Origin of the sequence: Billgrantia zhangzhouensis, from assembly GCF_021404465.1 — a bacterium.
Classification (GTDB): Bacteria; Pseudomonadota; Gammaproteobacteria; order Pseudomonadales; family Halomonadaceae; genus Halomonas; species Halomonas zhangzhouensis.
This window is the reverse complement of the sequence record NZ_JABFTT010000004.1, coordinates 94,532-112,323: the sequence shown is the minus strand read 5'-3', so window position 1 is coordinate 112,323 and position 17,792 is coordinate 94,532. Positions and strand designations below refer to the sequence as shown.

Annotated in this window: 12 protein-coding genes and 5 tRNA genes; 9 read left to right on the top strand and 8 right to left on the bottom strand. The window is 64.2% G+C overall.

Annotation, left to right across the window (positions count from 1 at the left end; translation table 11 throughout):
* The first annotated feature begins 50 nt into the window (after positions 1-50).
* The 4 genes from HOP51_RS05980 to HOP51_RS05965 all read left to right on the top strand — a co-directional run bounded on the left by HOP51_RS05980 (position 51) and on the right by HOP51_RS05965 (position 2,653).
* Complete coding sequence (locus tag HOP51_RS05980) at positions 51-692, top strand: 50S ribosomal protein L25/general stress protein Ctc (protein ID WP_234273043.1); 642 nt, start codon at positions 51-53, stop codon at positions 690-692.
* Positions 693-778: 86 nt separating this feature from the next.
* On the top strand, positions 779-1,360 hold the full coding sequence (gene pth / locus HOP51_RS05975) for an aminoacyl-tRNA hydrolase (protein WP_234273042.1): 582 nt from the start codon (positions 779-781) through the stop codon (positions 1,358-1,360).
* 71 nt (positions 1,361-1,431) lie between these two features.
* A complete protein-coding gene (gene ychF, locus HOP51_RS05970) occupies positions 1,432-2,523 on the top strand; it encodes a redox-regulated ATPase YchF (protein WP_234273041.1) in 1,092 nt (363 codons plus the stop codon).
* A 53-nt stretch (positions 2,524-2,576) separates the two neighbouring features.
* Positions 2,577-2,653: transfer RNA gene (locus tag HOP51_RS05965), tRNA-Met, on the top strand.
* A 53-nt stretch (positions 2,654-2,706) separates the two neighbouring features.
* Here HOP51_RS05965 and HOP51_RS05960 read toward each other — a convergent pair.
* A complete protein-coding gene (locus HOP51_RS05960; protein ID WP_234273040.1) occupies positions 2,707-4,005 on the bottom strand; it encodes a M18 family aminopeptidase in 1,299 nt (432 codons plus the stop codon).
* A 125-nt stretch (positions 4,006-4,130) separates the two neighbouring features.
* On the opposite strand from HOP51_RS05960, the gene HOP51_RS05955 reads away from it, so the two are divergent.
* Positions 4,131-6,194 (top strand): carboxy terminal-processing peptidase, encoded by a 2,064-nt coding sequence (locus tag HOP51_RS05955; RefSeq protein ID WP_234273039.1) that lies wholly within the window; start codon positions 4,131-4,133, stop codon positions 6,192-6,194.
* A gap of 228 nt (positions 6,195-6,422) precedes the next feature.
* Here the strand turns inward: HOP51_RS05955 and HOP51_RS05950 are convergent.
* The 4 genes from HOP51_RS05950 to HOP51_RS05935 all read right to left on the bottom strand — a co-directional run bounded on the left by HOP51_RS05950 (position 6,423) and on the right by HOP51_RS05935 (position 6,965).
* Positions 6,423-6,498, bottom strand: a tRNA-Asn gene (locus HOP51_RS05950).
* Between the two features lie 76 nt (positions 6,499-6,574).
* A tRNA-Asn gene (locus HOP51_RS05945) sits at positions 6,575-6,650 on the bottom strand.
* Positions 6,651-6,680: 30 nt separating this feature from the next.
* Positions 6,681-6,756 (bottom strand) — tRNA-Asn (locus HOP51_RS05940).
* Positions 6,757-6,888: 132 nt separating this feature from the next.
* Positions 6,889-6,965: transfer RNA gene (locus HOP51_RS05935), tRNA-Met, on the bottom strand.
* 161 nt (positions 6,966-7,126) lie between these two features.
* On the opposite strand from HOP51_RS05935, the gene betI reads away from it, so the two are divergent.
* From betI to HOP51_RS05915, 4 genes are all read left to right on the top strand, one after another.
* The gene (betI, locus tag HOP51_RS05930) at positions 7,127-7,747 is read left to right on the top strand and encodes a transcriptional regulator BetI (RefSeq protein ID WP_234273038.1); all 621 of its coding nucleotides are present in this window, start codon (positions 7,127-7,129) and stop codon (positions 7,745-7,747) included.
* Complete coding sequence (gene betB, locus HOP51_RS05925) at positions 7,744-9,213, top strand: betaine-aldehyde dehydrogenase (RefSeq protein ID WP_234273037.1); 1,470 nt, start codon at positions 7,744-7,746, stop codon at positions 9,211-9,213. The genes betI and betB overlap by 4 nt, the downstream gene beginning before the upstream one ends.
* A gap of 241 nt (positions 9,214-9,454) precedes the next feature.
* Positions 9,455-11,146, top strand: a complete 1,692-nt coding sequence (gene betA / locus HOP51_RS05920; protein WP_234273036.1) for a choline dehydrogenase — start codon at positions 9,455-9,457, stop codon at positions 11,144-11,146.
* A gap of 178 nt (positions 11,147-11,324) precedes the next feature.
* Positions 11,325-13,769 (top strand): acyl-CoA dehydrogenase, encoded by a 2,445-nt coding sequence (locus HOP51_RS05915; protein ID WP_234273035.1) that lies wholly within the window; start codon positions 11,325-11,327, stop codon positions 13,767-13,769.
* 54 nt (positions 13,770-13,823) lie between these two features.
* Here HOP51_RS05915 and HOP51_RS05910 read toward each other — a convergent pair whose 3' ends face one another.
* The 3 genes from HOP51_RS05910 to HOP51_RS05900 form a co-directional block, all read right to left on the bottom strand.
* Positions 13,824-15,719, bottom strand: a complete 1,896-nt coding sequence (locus HOP51_RS05910) for an SLC13 family permease (RefSeq protein ID WP_234273034.1) — start codon at positions 15,717-15,719, stop codon at positions 13,824-13,826.
* A gap of 167 nt (positions 15,720-15,886) precedes the next feature.
* On the bottom strand, positions 15,887-16,450 hold the full coding sequence (locus HOP51_RS05905) for a carboxymuconolactone decarboxylase family protein (RefSeq protein ID WP_234273033.1): 564 nt from the start codon (positions 16,448-16,450) through the stop codon (positions 15,887-15,889).
* A gap of 10 nt (positions 16,451-16,460) precedes the next feature.
* Entirely contained in the window at positions 16,461-17,789 is a 1,329-nt protein-coding gene (locus HOP51_RS05900; protein ID WP_234273032.1) for an aspartate aminotransferase family protein, read from the bottom strand.
* Positions 17,790-17,792 lie beyond the last annotated feature (3 nt).

The window sequence follows — 17,792 nt, the reverse complement described above, 5'->3', positions numbered from 1 at the left end:
ATCAGGTCGCGGGTTGCACGCCTCCCTTACATTCAGCAAGAGGCAATATCATGTCCGATTTCACACTCAATGCCAGCGTTCGTAACGACCTGGGGAAAGGTGCGAGCCGCCGCCTGCGTCGTTCGAACCTCCAGGTGCCGGCCATCGTTTACGGTGGCGAGAAGGCTCCGCAGCCGATTTCCGTCGAGAAGGCCGCGTTCTACAAGGCCATCGAGGACGAGTCCTTCTTCTCCTCCGTGCTCAATCTGGTCATCGACGGCAAGAGCGAGCAGGTGGTGGTGCGTGACCTGCAGCGTCATCCGTACAAGCCGCTGATCACCCACGCCGACTTCATGCGCGTGGACGCCACCCACGAGATCACCATCAACGTGCCGCTGCACGTGGTGGGCGAGGAGAAGTCCAAGGGCATCAAGGACCAGGGTGGCGAACTGCACGTGCTCTCCAACGAGGTCCAGATCAGCTGCCTGCCGAAGGATCTGCCCGACTTCCTCGAAGTCGACATCAGCAACGTCGAGATGGGCACCACCCTGCACCTCTCCGACCTCAAGCTGCCGGCCGGCGTCACCCTGGTCGAGCTGACTCACGGTGCGGATCACGACAACGCCGTACTGAGCATCACCAAGCCCAAGGGTCGCAGCGAGGCTGACGAAGGCGAAGGTGAAGGCGAGGAAGGTGAAGGTAGCGCCGAGTAAGCTGCCCCGCAGGGGTCGCCCAAGCGGGCGGCCCCTTCCCGGTCCCATCAAGCGCTGCGGCGCTTGTTTTCGTTTGGAGACCCCGCATGCCCCAGATCAAGGCGATCATCGGGCTGGGCAATCCCGGTGACGGGTACGCCGCCACACGCCACAACGCCGGCGCCTGGCTGGTGGAAATCCTGGCCCGCCAGGCCGGCACCGAGCTGCGCCCCGAGAAGAAGTTCCTCGGCCTGTATGCCAAGGTGCGGCTCGACGGCCAGGAACTGCATCTACTCGAACCCACTACCTTCATGAATCGCAGCGGTGCCGCGGTGGCGGCCCTGTGCCAGTTCTACAAGATCGCCCCGGATGAGCTGCTGGTGGCTCACGACGAGCTGGACATTCCCCCTGGTTCGGCCCGCTACAAGCAGGGCGGTGGCCACGGCGGCCACAACGGCCTGCGCGACATCATTAGCGCGCTGGGCGAGAAGGGCTTCAATCGCCTGCGCATCGGCATCGGCCACCCCGGTAACTCGCATCAGGTCACGAATTACGTGCTCGGTCGCCCCGGCAAGGCGGAACTCGAAGCCATCGGCGCCGCACTCAACGAGTGCCTGGCCACGCTTCCGCTTGCCGTATCGGGCGAATGGGCGCGAGCCATGAGCCGACTGCACAGCTTCTCGGGCTGATCCGGCTCCCCGGCTGATCTAGAATAGAGCCCGCTGCGAACGCCATCCGCCATCTCACTCAGGACAACATCATGGGTTTCAACTGCGGTATCGTCGGCCTGCCCAACGTGGGCAAATCGACCCTCTTCAACGCCCTGACCAAGTCCGGCATCGATGCCGAGAATTTCCCTTTCTGCACCATTGAGCCCAACGTCGGTATCGTGCCGATGCCCGACCCGCGCCTCGACAAGCTGGCCGGGATCGTGAAGCCGCAGAAGGTGCTTCCCACCACCATGGAGTTCGTCGACATTGCCGGCCTGGTGGCGGGCGCCTCCAAGGGCGAAGGGCTCGGCAACCAGTTCCTGGCCAACATCCGCGAGACCCAGGCCATCGCCCACGTGGTGCGCTGTTTCGACAACGACAACGTCATCCACGTGGCCAACCAGGTCGACCCCCGCGCCGATATCGAAACCATCAATCTGGAACTGGCGCTGGCCGACCTCGACACCGTCGAGCGAGCCATCCAGCGCCTGGTGCGCGTAGCCAAGGGCGGTGACAAGGACGCCATCGCCACCAAGGCGATCCTGGAACGCGTCCAGCCGCACCTGGCCGAGGGCCAGCCGCTGCGGAGCTTCGGCCTCGACGACGACGAGAAGCGCCAGGTCAAGAGCTTCGGTTTCCTCACGCTCAAGCCGACCATGTACATCGCCAACGTCAACGAGGACGGCTTCGAGAACAACCCCTACCTCGATATCGTCAACGAGATTGCCGCCGAGGAAGGCGCCGTGGTGGTGCCGGTGTGCAACCAGCTCGAAGCCGAGATCGCCGAACTCGACGACGACGAGCGCGCCATGTTCCTCGGCGAGATGGGCATGGAAGAGCCCGGGCTCGACCGGGTGATCCGCGCCGGTTACAAGCTGCTGGGCCTGCAGACCTACTTCACCGCCGGGGTGAAGGAAGTGCGCGCCTGGACGGTCAAGGTGGGTGCCACCGCTCCCGAGGCCGCCGGGGTGATCCACACCGACTTCCAGAAGGGCTTCATCCGCGCCGAGGTCATCGCCTACGACGACTACGTCTCCCTGGGCGGGGAACAGGGCGCCAAGGATGCCGGCAAGTGGCGCCTCGAGGGCAAGGAGTACGTGGTCAAGGATGGGGACGTGATCCACTTCCGCTTCAATGTGTAGCCTTCAAGCTTGACCTGATGGGGGCGAATCCGTAAACTTCGCCTCCGTCGATTGGCTACGTAGCTCAGTTGGTTAGAGCACATCACTCATAATGATGGGGTCCCCTGTTCGAGTCAGGGCGTAGCCACCAGAATCGAAAAAAACCCGGCGCCTCATGGGCGCCGGGTTTTTCGTGGTGACGACTCAAACCAACTGGGAGCGGTTGGCAAAGGCGATCAGCGCCCGGGTCAGATGCTCGACATCATGGCTGCCCGCCGTCTCGCGAATCGAGTGCATGGCCCACTGCGGCACCCCCACATCCAGCGTCGGCACACCGAGCTCGGTGGCGGTAATCGGACCAATGGTGCTGCCGCAGCCCATGTCGGCACGGGTGACGAAAGTCTGCACCGGCACGCCGGCTTCGCGACAGAGATCGCGAAACAGCGCCGACGTAGCGCTGTTGGTGGCATAGCGCTGGTTGGCGTTGACCTTGATCACCGGACCACCATTGAGCGCTGGCCCATGGGCGGCGTCATGCTTGTCGGTGAAATTGGGGTGAAGGGCGTGAGCGTTATCGCAGGAAATCATTCGCGAGGCCTGGATCAGGCGAATGAAGCCCTCCTCGCCCGGTTCGCCGAGCTGCGCATTCACACGACGCAAGACGTCGCCGAGGAACGGCCCCTGGGCACCGCAAGCGCTGGCACTGCCGACTTCTTCATGATCGTTGGCCACCAGCACCACGCCCTGACTGCCGTCGCTCTCCAGCAACGCTTCCAGGCCGATGAAGCAGGAAAGCAGGTTGTCCAGGCGGGCGCTCGCTATCAGCTCGCGCTCGACGCCCACCAGTGCCGGCGGCTGCACATCGTAGAGTGCCAGCTCGAAATCGAGGATCTCGGCTCCGGTGATGCCATGCTGCGCCTCCAGCCACTCGAGCAGCAGGCGTTGCAGGTCGGCTTTTTCTCCGCCCTGCAGGAAAACCGGCGGCATCTGGGTCTGGGCGTTGATCGCCCGGCCGGCGTTGACCTCACGATCGAGGTGGATGGCCAGACTGGGGATGATGGCGACCGGCCGGTCCACGCACAACAGCACGCCTTCGATACGACCGTCGGCATGTCGCACGTGGACTCGCCCGGCCAGCCCCAGGTCGCGATCGTACCAGGGGGCCAGCAGCACGCCGCCATAGAGTTCGACGCCGAGCTGCAGCCAGCCCGCCGAACTCTGGGCCGCATTGGGCTTCAACCTCAAGCCAGGGCTATCGGTATGGGCACCAATCATGCGCAGCGACTCAAGTCCCTGCCGAGGCAGCTGCAGCGCCACGATGGATGAGTCGTTACGCGTGGCAAAGACCCGCTCGCCGGGAGAAAGCTGCCAAGGCTGGCGCTCGTCGAGGCGACGAAAGCCGGCAGCCTCGAGCCGGTCGGCCATTACCGCCACGGCATGCCAGGGCGTAGGGGAACGATGCAGAAAATCGAGCAGTCGCTCGAGACGGGCTTCCCGAGACATGTGGATCCTCATCAGGGGTCGTGGTTAGCGCGAGAGCTGCTACAATGCGGTTTCTGCTTGGCAACTCACACGCCATACGCTTGTCTAGGGAAGGAAGTGTACACGAAACCAGGGGTGCTTCATTGATGAGCCAGTTAGTCGTTATTCGGCACACAGCGATCATGACGCTGGTGCTGCTGTTGTCGTGCGCTCAACTGGCGCTTGCCCAGATCCAGCCCGGCGATGCCCAACGGCAGGCCGCGGTAGAGGTGGCCGAATCGTTACGCTACGGCCACTACGCCGACACCGCTCTCGATGACGCCTGGTCGCGACTGGCCTTCGAGCGCTACCTCGACATCCTCGACGGCCAGCGCGCCTTCCTGCTGGAGAGCGACATCGAGGAATTTCGCCATCTCGAGGGGCGCATCGACGACATACTGTTCGAGGGTGACCTGACTTCCGTCTACCAGCTCTACCAGCGCTATCACGAGCGTGCCGAAAGCCGCTTCGAATGGCTGCTCTCCGCCCTCGATCAAGGGCTGAACTTCACCTACGAAACCGATATGAGGCTCGATCTCGACCGCCGCGACGCCGACTGGGCCACCAGCGAGGCGGAACTCGACGACCTGTGGCGCAAGCGTCTGAAGAACGCAGCCCTGACCCTGGACATCAGCGGCCAGGACGAGGAGCAGGTAGCGAACAATCTGCGCCAGCGCTACGAAGGCCAACTCTCGCGGCTCCGCCAGACCAATGGAGAAGACGTGTTCGGTCTGTTCATGGCGGCCGTGACCAGCAGTATCGACCCGCATACCGAATACCTCTCCCCGCGCCAGGGCGAATCCTTCGATATCCAGATGCGGCTGTCACTGGAAGGCATCGGTGCCATGCTGCAATCCGACGGCGAATACGTGAAGGTGACCAGCCTGGTGCCCGGCGGTCCGGCGGATCGCGCCGGTGTGCTCGAGCCCGCCGATCGCATCGTCGGCGTCGGGCAGGAAGATGAAGGGGAAGTCGTCAACGTCGTCGGCATGCGCCTGGACGAAGTGGTCGACCTGATCCGCGGTCCCAAGGGCACCGTGGTACGCCTCGAGGTAGTGCCTGCGGAAGCCGTGGACATGACACGCTCGCACACCATTGAGATCACCCGTGACACCGTGGACCTCGAAGAACAAGCGGCCAAGAGTGAGATCGTCGAAGTAGAGCGTGACGACGACATCAAGCGCATTGGCGTGATCACCATCCCCACCTTCTACGTCGACTTCGATGCCTGGCAGTCCGGCGCCGAGGAGTTTCGCAGCACCACCCGCGATGTTGCACGCGAAGTCGAGCGACTCAAGGCAGAGGGTATCGACGGCATCATGCTCGACCTGCGCAACAACGGCGGTGGCGCTCTGCAAGAGGCCAACTCTCTGCTCGGCCTGTTCATCGACCGTGGCCCCACCGTGCAGGTACGCGACGCCCGCGGCCGCATCAGCCTCTACGGCGACACCGAGACCGGTACCCTCTACGACGGTCCGCTGGCCGTGCTGGTCAATCGCCTGTCGGCCTCGGCCTCGGAGATCTTCGCCGGTGCGATCCAGGATTACGGTCGCGGTCTGGTGCTGGGCAGCGCCACCTTCGGCAAGGGCACCGTACAGACTCTGAACGATCTCAGCCACGGCCAGATCAAGCTGACCCGAGCCAAGTTCTACCGCATCTCGGGTGAAAGTACCCAGCATCGCGGCGTCGAACCCGACATCCTGTTCCCCGACATGATCGACCCGGACCGGATCGGCGAGAGCAGCCTGGACAACGCACTGGAGTGGGATACCGTCCAGGCGGTCCAGTATCGCCACTACGGCGAGCCGTGGGAGTATCTCGAGACGCTGCGCTCACGACATCGCGAGCGGGCCGACTCCCACCCCAACTTCGTCTATCTCAAGGAGCGCGTGGAACTCGCACGCCGCATGCGCGAGGAGCACACCAGCGTCAGTCTCGACCGTGAGCAGCGCCAGCGCGAAGTGGAAGCCCGCGATGCGGAACAGTTGGCTCTCGAAAACCGCCGCCGCGAGGCCCTGGACCTGGAGCCGCTGGACGAGTTGATCGATGCCCGCGGTGAAGAAGAAGGTGAAGAGGACGAACCCGTGGACCGCGTCCAAGTCGTCGAGGCTGCATCGATCCTTGCCGATTATGCCGAGCTGACCCAGCGGCGCCTGGCCGGCCGATCCTGATCGCGACGCACCTCGATCCCCTGCCCTTCCGCCAAGGGCGCCCGACTGCGATGACCGGGCGCCCTTGGCGCATCGCCCCATGCGGGCCCGTATCCGGCTTACCCGCTAGCGTTTGTGCCGAGTCGAGCCTCTGATAAAGGCTTCACTTATACTCAACGCAAGTGATGCAGGGTGAGACGACAGCACTCGATACCAGGCAAGAATCAAAATGGGGAGGGAAACGAAAGCTGGCTCCCGGAGCAGGACTCGAACCTGCGACCCAGTGATTAACAGTCACTTGCTCTACCGACTGAGCTATCCGGGAATGGTGCAATGCTTCTGCAAAGAGCCGATGGCTTTCTTTGAAGCCGAGCTGATGGCTCTTTTCGAGCTTGAGCTGATGGCTCCTCGAGCAGGACTCGAACCTGCGACCCAGTGATTAACAGTCACTTGCTCTACCAACTGAGCTATCGAGGAATGACGAGCGTCAGGATCAGCGTGTGTTCTTGGCTCCCGGAGCAGGACTCGAACCTGCGACCCAGTGATTAACAGTCACTTGCTCTACCGACTGAGCTATCCGGGAATGGCCCTGAACACGGTGCGTAGTATACGGATCGCTCACATAAGGTCAAGGGCGGATTCTACTAGCCTGGCACCGCCCTCAAAACCCATGACGCCCGCGCAACGGTAGCTGCGCGGGCGTCATGGGAGAACCTGGTGGCTACGCCCTGATTCGAACAGGGGACCCCATCATTATGAGTGATGTGCTCTAACCAGCTGAGCTACGTAGCCTTTTCGAGGGCACAAGGACCCTTCAACGCGGCAGGATTATGCACGATACCTGACATGCAAGCAAGCCGGCAGTCGCCCTTCTTTTATTGATTGAACGTTCAATAAAAAATTAGCATACTGATGAGCCATCGTGGGGGTCATTGCATTCACAGGAGTCAGCGGTGCCAAAGACAGGTATGGAGCCGATCAGGCGTAGCCAGCTCATCAAAGCCACCATGGCTGCCATCGACGAGGTCGGTCTGGCGGATGCTACCGTACTGAGAATCGCCCGGCATGCCGGCGTATCGGCGGGCATCATCAGTCACTACTTCGGTGGCAAGGACGGCCTGCTCGAGGCCACCATGCGCCAGATCCTCACCGACCTGGGCCAGGCCGTAGCGGCCCGGCGCAGCCGGTTGAAAGATGGCTCTCCTCGCGACCATCTAGGCGCCATTATCGATGGCAACTTCGACCGTAGCCAGATCTCCAGCCCAGCAGCCAAGACCTGGCTCGCCTTCTGGGCCAGCAGCATGCACAAGCCGCGGCTCCAGCGACTCCAGCATGTCAACGACCAGCGGCTCTATTCCAATCTGTGCTGCCAGTTTCGCCGCCTGATGCCGCACGCAGCGGCACGCGATGCCGCTCGCGGCCTTGCCGCCATGATCGACGGCCTGTGGCTGCGTGGCACCCTGAGTCCCGAGGGGCTGGATACTGAACGCGCCCGACGCTTGGCGCACGCCTATCTCGATCAGTTACTGACCGGTTACGACACCTCCCTTGCGTCCACAAAGGAGACAGCATGACAGCGTACAACACCGAGCCCCTCTTCATCGCGGGCCGTCGGGAGCCGGCGACCTCCGGCGAAACTTTCGACGTCATCAACCCTTACGATGGCAGCCTGCTGTCCAAGGTCGAGCAGGCCAGCCAGGCTGATATCGATCGTGCCATCGCTGCGGCACGGAGGGGCCAACACCGCTGGGCCGCCCTGACCGGCATGCAGCGCGCCCGCATCCTCAACCGTGCCGTCGCGCTCTTGAGAGAGAGAAATGACGAACTCGCCGAGCTCGAAACGCGCAATACCGGCAAGCCGATCAGCGAAACCGCTGCGGTAGACATCGTCACCGGCGCCGACGTGCTCGAGTACTACGCTGGCTTGGCTCCAGCCATCGAGGGCGCCCAGATTCCGCTGCGCGAGTCGTCGTTCGTCTACACCCGCCGCGAGCCGCTCGGCGTGATCGCCGCCATCGGAGCCTGGAACTATCCGATCCAGATCGCCTGCTGGAAGGCGGCCCCGGCGCTGGCCGCGGGCAACGCCGTGGTGTTCAAGCCCAGCGAAGTCACTCCGCTGACCGCCATGAAACTGGCCGAGATATTCACCGAAGCCGGACTGCCCGACGGCGTGTTCAACGTCGTGCATGGCGACGGCCGCGTCGGCCAGATGCTGACCGAACATGAAGACATCGCCAAGGTGTCGTTCACCGGCGAGGTAGGCACCGGCAAGAAGGTAATGGCAGCAGCCGGCGGCTCGACGCTCAAGGACGTGACCATGGAACTGGGCGGCAAGTCGCCGCTGATCGTGTTCGCCGATGCCGACCTCGAGCGCGCCGCCGACGCGGCGATGATGGCCAATTTCTATTCCAGCGGTCAGATCTGCACCAATGGCACACGGGTCTTCGTCGAACGCTCGGTGAAGCAGGCCTTCGAGGAGAAGATCGCGGAGCGCGTGGCGCGCATCCGTGCTGGCGACCCGCTCGACCCCAGCGTCAACTTCGGCCCGCTGGTCAGCTTCGAACATCAGGCCAAGGTGCTTGGCTACATCGAGTACGGCAAGCAGGACGGTGCCCGCGTGCTGATCGGCGGCGAGCCCTTGGCCGAAGGCGACTTCGCCCGCGGCGCCTGGGCCCCGGCCACAGTGTTCACCGATTGCACCGACGACATGCGCATCGTACGTGAGGAGATCTTCGGTCCGGTGATGTCGATCCTCGCCTTCGATGAGGAGGAGGAGCTGATCCGCCGCGCCAACGACACCCATTACGGCCTTGCCGCTGGGGTATTCACCGAGAGCCTCGCCCGGGCACATCGCACCATCCATCGCCTGGAAGCCGGCATCTGCTGGATCAACACCTGGGGCGAGTCGCCGGCGGAGATGCCGGTGGGGGGCTACAAGCAGTCCGGTGTCGGCCGTGAGAACGGCATCGAGACCTTGGCCCACTACACCCAGACCAAGTCGGTGCAGGTGGAGATGGGACCCTTCGAGTCTGTGTTCTAGGAGGCAGGAGAACATAGGGGATCGCTCGGGGCTGATCCGTCGACAAGCCCCGGGGCGCCGGACCGTCGATGAGGCGCTGTGAACCCATCCCTGGGCGCTACCTACGCCATCCATGGCGTAGGACCTCCTCTTCGGCTTGTCCCCGGCGCCCCTCGCTACCGCCAGCCGCTCCTGCCTTGGGCCGATACTCCTTGCGCACAGGAGCGGGCCCGCTTCCGTCGCGTTATCAGTGAGAGATGTTATGTCCCAGATTCGTGAATTCGACTACGTCATTATCGGTGCCGGTTCCGCCGGCAACGTGCTGGCCACCCGCCTCACCGAGGACGCGGACGTCAGCGTGCTTTTGCTCGAGGCGGGCGGCCCCGACTACCGCTTCGATTTTCGCACCCAGATGCCTGCCGCCTTAGCCTATCCACTGCAAGGCAAGCGCTACAATTGGGCCTTCGAGACCGACCCGGAGCCGTACATGAACGGCCGCCGCATGGAGTGCGGCCGCGGCAAGGGACTTGGCGGCTCCTCGCTGATCAACGGCATGTGCTATATCCGCGGCAACGCGCTTGACTACGACAACTGGGCCAGCATGGCCGGCCTTGAGGACTGGCGCTACGTCGATTGCCTGCCCTACTTCAGGAAAGCCGAGTGCCGTGACATCGGGCCCAACGCCTACCACGGAGGCGACGGCCCGGTCAGCGTGACCACGCCCAAGGAGGGCAACAACGAACTCTACCGCGCCTTCGTCGATGCCGGCGTGCAGGCAGGCTATCCCGAGACCGAGGACGTCAACGGTTACCAGCAGGAAGGCTTCGGCCCCATGGACCGTTTCGTCACCCCCAAGGGCCGCCGCTCCTCCACCGCGCGCGGTTATCTCGATCAGGCCAAGGGGCGCGACAACCTCACCATCGAGACCCACGCCACAACGGACGTGATCGAGTTCGAGGGCAAGCGCGCCGTAGGCGTGCGCTACCTGCGCCGCGGCCAGACGCAGCAGGTTCGCGCCCGCCGTGAGGTGCTGCTGTGCGCCGGGGCCATCGCCTCGCCGCAGATCCTGCTGCGCTCGGGGGTCGGCAATCCGGAGCACCTGCGCGAGTTCGACGTTCCCGTCGTTCACGACCTGCCCGGTGTCGGTGAGAACCTGCAGGACCACCTGGAGATGTACATCCAGTACGAATGCAAGCAGCCGATCACGCTCTATCCTGCACTCAAGTGGTTCAACCAGCCGAAGATCGGCGCCGAGTGGCTGTTCCTTGGCAGCGGTATCGGCGCCAGCAACCAGTTCGAGTCGTGCGCCTTCATTCGTACCCACGACGAGGAGCCCTGGCCCAACCTGCAGTATCACTTCCTGCCCATCGCCATCAGCTACAACGGCAAGAGCGCGGTACAGGCGCACGGCTTCCAGGCCCACGTGGGCTCGATGCGCTCCGAGAGCCGCGGGCGCATTCGCCTCACCTCGCGCGACCCCAAGGCCGCTCCCAGCATCCTGTTCAACTACATGGCCAAGGAGAAGGATTGGCAGGAGTTCCGCGATGCCATTCGCCTGACCCGTGAGATCATCGCCCAACCCGCCATGGATCCGTATCGCGGCCGTGAGATATCGCCAGGGCCGGACGTGCAGAGCGACGAGGAACTGGATACCTTCGTGCGCGAGCACGCGGAGACCGCCTACCACCCCTGCGGCAGCTGCCGTATGGGGGAAGGCGACGACGCCGTGGTCGACGGCCAGGGCCGCGTGCACGGCCTGGAGGGGCTGCGTGTGGTGGATGCCTCCTTGTTCCCGGTGATCCCTACCGGCAACCTCAACGCACCGACCATCATGCTGGCCGAGAAGATCGCCGACCGCATCCGTGGCCGCGAGCCGTTGCCACCCTCGGATGCGCCCTACTACGTGGCCGGTGACAGTCCGGCGAGGCGCGAGCCACAGCGCCGCCTAACCTAGGAAATACGGTACAACTACCTGCGCGAGCGAATCACTTTTCCTCCCACCCAGCGCCCTGCCACCGAGCAGGGCGTTGTCATTTCGTCTGCGCCTCAGGGCTGGCCAGCGTCGAGGAGATCGGCTAGGCTGACACATTCAAACAACCGTTCTAAACATGAACCAAGGGAGCGCCGAACACATGCTCACCCTGATACTCCTCATCCTCACTGTCGCTGGCCTGCTGGTGTTAATGCGGCGCGAGGCCGGCGCCATGCCGATCCTGGTCATGCTCGGAGGCCTTGGCCTGGTGAGTCTGCTGGTCTCCCCCGTACTTGGCGTACTGCTGCTGCTCGGCGCGGCAGCGGTCGCCGTGGCCGGCCTGCCGGCGCTGCGTATCCAGTGGCTCACGCCGCGCCTGTTCGCCATGTTCAAGCGTGTCTCGCCCAAGGTCTCGGATACGGAGCGTATTGCGCTGGAAGCCGGAACCGTAGCCTGGGATGGCGAGCTGTTTTCGGGTCGTCCACAGTGGGACAAGCTGATGAGCTACCGCGACGACGGCCTGACCGAGGAGGAGCGCAGCTTTCTCGAGCGCCAGTGCTCGGTGGCCGCCGGCATGTGCAACGCCTGGGAGATCGCCAAGGAGCGTGCCGACCTGCCGGAGGAGCTGTGGCAATACCTGAAGAAGGAAGGCTTCTTCGGCATGATCATCCCCAAGGAGTACGGCGGCCTCGGGTTCTCGGCCAAGGCGCAGTCGCTGGTGCTGCAGAAGCTCTCGATCAGCGAGACGTTGATGGTCACGGTGGGAGTGCCCAACTCCCTCGGCCCGGGCGAACTGCTGCTCAAGTACGGTACCCAGGCGCAAAAGGATCACTATCTGCCGCGCTTGGCTGACGGCCGCGAGATTCCCTGCTTCGGCCTGACCGGCCCCCGCGCCGGCAGCGATGCCACCTCGCTTCCCGATACAGGCATCATGTGCAAGCAAGTGATCGACGGTGAAGAGGTGTTGGGCCTGCGACTCAACTTCGAGAAGCGCTGGATCACCCTGGCGCCTATCGCTACCGTGGTGGGCTTGGCTTTTCGCCTGTTCGACCCCGACCACCTGCTGGGCGAGGAGGAGGATCGTGGCATCACCCTCGCACTGGTGCCGCGCAATACCGCTGGCATGGAAATCGGCCGCCGCCACCACCCCATCGGCAGCCCGTTCCTCAACGGTCCGATCAAGGGCAAGGATGTCTTCGTCCCGCTGGACACCATCATCGGCGGCACCGAGATGATCGGTCAGGGCTGGCGCATGCTGGTGGAGTGTCTTTCCATCGGCCGCTGCATCACCCTGCCCTCCGGTGCCAGCGGCACCATGCGCTACGCCCTGGGCTGGACCGGCGGCTTCGCCCGCATTCGCCGCCAGTTCAACGTACCCGTCGCTGAGATGGAGGGCGTACAGGAGCCACTGGCACGCCTGGCCTCGTTGGGCTACATCGCCCAGGCGGCAGTCTACCAGACCGCCAACACCATCGACCGCGGTGAGAAGCCTTCCGTCCCCTCGGCGATCCTCAAGAGCCAGCTCACCGAGTTCCAGCGCCTCGGGCTCTCCGATGCCATGGACATCCACGGCGGCAAGGCGGTCACCCTGGGCCCACGCAACTATCTGGGCATCGGCTACAGCGCCAACCCGGTATCGATCACGGTCGAGGGTGCCAACATCATGACCCGCAACCTGATGATCTTCGGCCAGGGCGCCATCCGCTGCCATCCGTTCGTGCTCGAGGAGCTGGCCGCCTCGGACAGCAACGATCTCAAGGCCTTCGACCGTGCCTTCTTCGGCCACGCAGCCCTGGTCTTCGGCAACGCTGCCCGCTCCTTCACCATGGGGCTCGGCATCGGCAAACCGAGCGTGCCCTTCGATGAAGTCGCCGCGCCCTACGCCCGCGACATGGCCCGCCTCTCGGCCGGCTTCAGCCTGTGTGCCGATGCCGCCATGGCCAGCCTCGGGGCCACGCTCAAGCAGCGCGAGATGATCTCGGCACGCCTGGGCGACGTGCTCTCCAATCTCTATCTCGCCTCGATGGTGCTCAAGCACTGGCAGGAGGGTGACAAGGTGGAAGGCGAGGCCGCCCTGCTCCACTACAGCTGCATCCACCTGCTGCAGCGCGCCGAGCAGGCCTTCGACGAGCTGTTCGACAACCTGCCCAACCGCGCGCTGGCCGGCGTGCTGCGCGCGGTGACGATGCCGTTGGGACGGCGCTGGAAACGCCCCGCCGACCACCTGACCCGGGAGATCGCTCAGTCCGTGTCGCGCGACACCGCGCTGCGCGCCAAGCTCCTCGCGGCGGCCTGGCAGCAGAACGACGGCGCCAAGGACAATCCGCTGGCCCACTACAATGCCCTGCTGGCCGACTACGACCGCGCCGAAGCGCTCTACCGCACGGTCAACAAGGCCTACGCCAAGGACGAACTGCCGCGGCAGGCGCTGCATCCCGAGGCTCGCCTGGAGGCGGCGCGGGAGAAGGGCCTGGTAAGCGAGGAGGACGCCGAGTTCATGCGCCGCTTCGAAGCCGAGGTGCTCGAGCTACTCACGGTGGACGACTTCGAGTATGACGAGTTCGCCACCGACAAGGCCAACATCCTGCGCCACAACGCGGCATAAGATCAGTTCCCTACCCAACCCTGGCCCCAGCGCCGGGGTTTTTCGTTTCCTCTCCTACAAGGGCCATACCAGTAGGATCATCGGTATCGCCACCACCATGACTATCAGCTCCAAGGGCAACCCCATGCGCCAGTAGTCACCGAAGCGATACCCTCCCGGCCCCATGACCAGGGTGTTGGATTGGTGTCCGATAGGCGTGAGGAAAGCACAGGAGGCACTGATGGCCACGGTCATCAGGAAGGGATCGATGGAAGCCTCGAAACCGCTGGCCAGGCTGACGGCTATCGGCGCCATCAGTACTGCCGCCGCCGCATTGTTGATCACGTCAGAGAGCATCATGGTGGTAACGAACAGCAGTACCAGGATCAACACGGTGGGCCAGGTGCCCCCCAAATCCAACAGACTCTCTGCTATGAGCGCCGCACCACCGCTGGTCTCGAGCGCCGTGCCCACGGGAATCATCGCCGCCAGCAGCACGATCACCGGACCGTCGATGGCCTGATAACCGTCTCGCAGCGGCAATACGCCGACCAGCAGCGTGACCAGGGCCGCCAAGGCAAGCGCGACGGCATTGGGCAGAATGTCCAGCAGCATGGCGACGATGGCCAGTGCAAAGATACCGATCGATACCAGCAGCATGCGCGGCTGCCCCAGGGTGAAGTTACGCCTGGCCAGGGGCAAGCAGCCCAGCGTTGCCAGACTATCGCTCAGATTGCTTTCGCCGCCCTGCAGCAACACTACGTCGCCGGGCCGAAAACGGATATCGCGCAGGCGCTGGCGCAGACGGCTGCCGTCCCGAGCCACTGCGACCAGATGCATGCCGTACTGGTTGTGCAGCCGTAGTTGCGTCACGGTACGGTTGACCATGACCGAGTCGTTGCGCACCACCGCCTCGACCAGCTCCAGCCCCTCGGTATCCAGGCCGTCGGATGCTCCGTGCTTCTTTTCCTTCTTTTCCTTCTTTTCCTCCTGGCCACTCTCGGCATCCGGCAGGCTACCGTCTCGCTGCATCTGCCCGCCCTCCTCCGCCTCGACACGCTCTTCCTCGATAGTCTCCTCCTGCGGATCGATCCCCACCCGCAGGCCGGCCTTGTCCTCGAGCAGTTTCATCTCTTCCGGCCCCGCCTCTACCAGCAGGACATCCCCCTCTTTTAGCGCGCCGAGGAAGGCATGCCCGGCATAGCGCTGCTCACCGCGCAAGACCGCAAGAACCGGAAGCGTCTCCTCGAGTTCACGCTGGAGTTCGCGCAGGGTCCAACCGAGCGCCTTGGCCTCCTCATCTACCCGGACTTCGACCAGGTAGTGACTGATATCGAACATGCCCTCGGTGGACGCATTGCTGGCCCGCTGCGGGACCAGCCGCCAACCCAGCAACACGATGAACGCGAGCCCCGCCAGGGCCACGCTGGCCCCCACGGGGAAGAACGAGAACATGCCGAAGGTCTCGCCGGTCACGCTGCCGCGATAGCTAGCAATGATGATGTTGGGCGGAGTACCGATCAGCGTCATGAGACCGCCGAGCAGCGAGCCGAAGGCAAGCGGCATCAGCAATAGAGAAGGCGAGGTATTGTGCTCACGCGCCAGGCGCATGGCCACCGGCAAGAGCAGCGCCAGGGCACCGACGTTGTTCATGAAACCGGACAGCACAACCACCGTGGCAGTGAGCGCCACCAGTTGCAGGAACAGGCGGTCGCCCACCTTGAGCACCTGCTCGGCGATGACATCCACCACGCCGGAGCGTTCGAAGCCGCGGCTGAGCACCAGCACGGCGGCCACGGTGATCACCGCCGGATGACCGAACCCGTAAAAGGCCTCCTGGCCCGGCACCAGCCCCAGGATCACGCAAGCCAGCAGCGCGGAGAGCGCCACCAGATCGTAACGAAAGCGCCCCCAGACGAAGGCGGCCAGCGTCAGGCCCAACACGATGAAAACCAGCGTATGGTCGGCCATTTCCCACTCCCTCTGTCGGCGAGCTTTCAGCACAACAGCCATACGCGAAAAAATCCAGCTTTTCTTAGGGTCCCTCATACCGGTGCAAAAAACCCGGCCGAAGCCGGGTCGCTACAGAGCGGGGCAAGAGCTATTCGACTTTCTTCCTCGGTTGCTTGTCGCCGACCTTACGGCTCGCTGAACGGCAGGGGAGCATCCGTATCGCGGCGCACCGCGAAAACGTTCAGGGTCATGGCCACCAAGGCGTAATAGCCAAATACCCCTACCAGTTCGACCACGGCGGGCTCGCCGAAGGCTTCAACGGCCTCGGCATAGAGCGCCTCGTCGACTCGTCGGGTGGCATAGAGCGTGCTGCCCAGGCGATAGATCAGATGCTCATCCTCCCGTTCGAAGACCGGTTCCTCGCCCATGCGCAGCGCCTCGATCACCTCATCGGCGATCCCCGCCTCGCGGGCGATGGGCTCGTGGATCTGCCACTCGGCCTGGGAGCGCCACCAGGCGGCAGTGACCAGGATTGCCAATTCGGTCAGGCGCAGCTCCAGCCGCGTGCCGTAGCGGCAGAAGGCGCCCAGCCGCTGGGCGTGATCGGCCAGGCCCGGGCTATGAATCCAGGCCAGGAAGGGGCCGTCCAGGTTGCCACGTGGGCCGCTGAGGATCTCCTCCAGCACGCGGCGCTGCTCGGCGTCCAGGCGTGTCTCGTCAAGTGGGGTCAGGCGGGATTCGATGGCCATGTGCGTCTCCTTATCGGCTACCCAGCGCACTGCGCAGGGCAATATCGAGCTTGTCGACGATCTCGTCCAGATGGCTCTCTTCAAGGATGAAGGGCGGCGCCAGCAGGATGTGATCGCCCAGGCGACCGTCGATGGTACCCCCCATCGGGTAGCACATCAGCCCCGCCTGCATGGCAGCCTGCTTGACCCGTGCGTTCACCTTGCGTTCGGGATCGAATGCCGTCTTGGTGGCCCGATCCGCCACCAGCTCCAAACCCTGGAAGAGCCCCCGGCCACGAATGTCTCCGATATGGGGATGTTCGCCGAAGCGCTCGGTGAGGCGCCGCTGCAGCCCCTCGCCCAGCTCACACACCCGGGGCAGCAGGTCGCGCTGCTGGATGGTGGTCTGCACCGCCAAGGCCGCGGCACAGGCCGTCGCATGGCCGATATAGGTATGGCCGTGCTGGAAGAAGCCCGAGCCACTGGCGATGGCATCGCGGATACGCCTGCTGACCAGGGTGGCGCCAATCGGCTGATAGCCGGCCCCGAGCCCCTTGGCGATGGTGATCAGGTCGGCGGTGATGCCCTCCTGCTCGGCAGCGAACAGGGTGCCGGTGCGCCCCATGCCGCACATCACCTCGTCGAGGATCAGCAGGATGCCATGGCGGTCGCATACCTCGCGCACCCGCTTGAAGTACCCCGGCACCGCGGGCACCGCACCCATGGTGGCCCCCACCACCGGCTCGGCCACGAAGGCCATCACGTTCTCCGCTCCGAGGTGCAGGATCTCGGCCTCTAACTCGTCGGCCAGGCGTACCGCATAGGCCTCGGGAGTCTCGCCCTCCTGCAAGCCACGGTAGGCATAGCAGGGGCTGACATGGCTCACGTCGATCAGCAGCGGCTCGAACTGCTGGCGGCGCCATGCGTTGCCGCCGGTGGCGAGCGCGCCCAGGGTGTTGCCGTGGTAGCTCTGGCGACGCGCGATCAAGTGCCTGCGCCGCGGCTGACCAATCTCGATAAAGTACTGACGTGCCAGCTTCAGAGCCGCCTCCATCGCCTCGGAGCCGCCCGAGACGAAGTAGACCGACTCGAGCCCTGCAGGTGCGCGCTCGACCAGGAAGTCGGCCAGGGCTTCCATCGGCTCGGTGGTGAAGAACGCGGTGTGGGCGTAGGCCACCTTGCCCACCTGCTCGCGGATGGCCTCGGTGACAGCGGTATCGCTATGCCCCAGGCAGGAGACCGCGGCTCCGCCGCAGGCATCCAGGTAACGCCGCCCTTGATCGTCGATCAGGTAAGGGCCTTCGCCCTTGATGGCCGTCGGGTAATCCTGCGTCAGGCTGCGATGGAAGACGTGGCTCATGGG

Bases quoted from the DNA above. Each gene is read 5' to 3' on its own strand.
- HOP51_RS05955 (WP_234273039.1), top strand. From the start codon at position 4,131: ATGAGCCAGTTAGTCGTTATTCGGCACACAGCGATCATGACGCTGGTG.
- HOP51_RS05980 (WP_234273043.1), top strand. From the start codon at position 51: ATGTCCGATTTCACACTCAATGCCAGCGTTCGTAACGACCTGGGGAAA.
- HOP51_RS05915 (WP_234273035.1), top strand. From the start codon at position 11,325: ATGCTCACCCTGATACTCCTCATCCTCACTGTCGCTGGCCTGCTGGTG.
- HOP51_RS05900 (WP_234273032.1), bottom strand. From the start codon at position 17,789: ATGAGCCACGTCTTCCATCGCAGCCTGACGCAGGATTACCCGACGGCC.
- betA (WP_234273036.1), top strand. From the start codon at position 9,455: ATGTCCCAGATTCGTGAATTCGACTACGTCATTATCGGTGCCGGTTCC.
- HOP51_RS05960 (WP_234273040.1), bottom strand. From the start codon at position 4,005: ATGTCTCGGGAAGCCCGTCTCGAGCGACTGCTCGATTTTCTGCATCGT.
- HOP51_RS05910 (WP_234273034.1), bottom strand. From the start codon at position 15,719: ATGGCCGACCATACGCTGGTTTTCATCGTGTTGGGCCTGACGCTGGCC.
- ychF (WP_234273041.1), top strand. From the start codon at position 1,432: ATGGGTTTCAACTGCGGTATCGTCGGCCTGCCCAACGTGGGCAAATCG.
- HOP51_RS05905 (WP_234273033.1), bottom strand. From the start codon at position 16,450: ATGGCCATCGAATCCCGCCTGACCCCACTTGACGAGACACGCCTGGAC.
- pth (WP_234273042.1), top strand. From the start codon at position 779: ATGCCCCAGATCAAGGCGATCATCGGGCTGGGCAATCCCGGTGACGGG.
- betB (WP_234273037.1), top strand. From the start codon at position 7,744: ATGACAGCGTACAACACCGAGCCCCTCTTCATCGCGGGCCGTCGGGAG.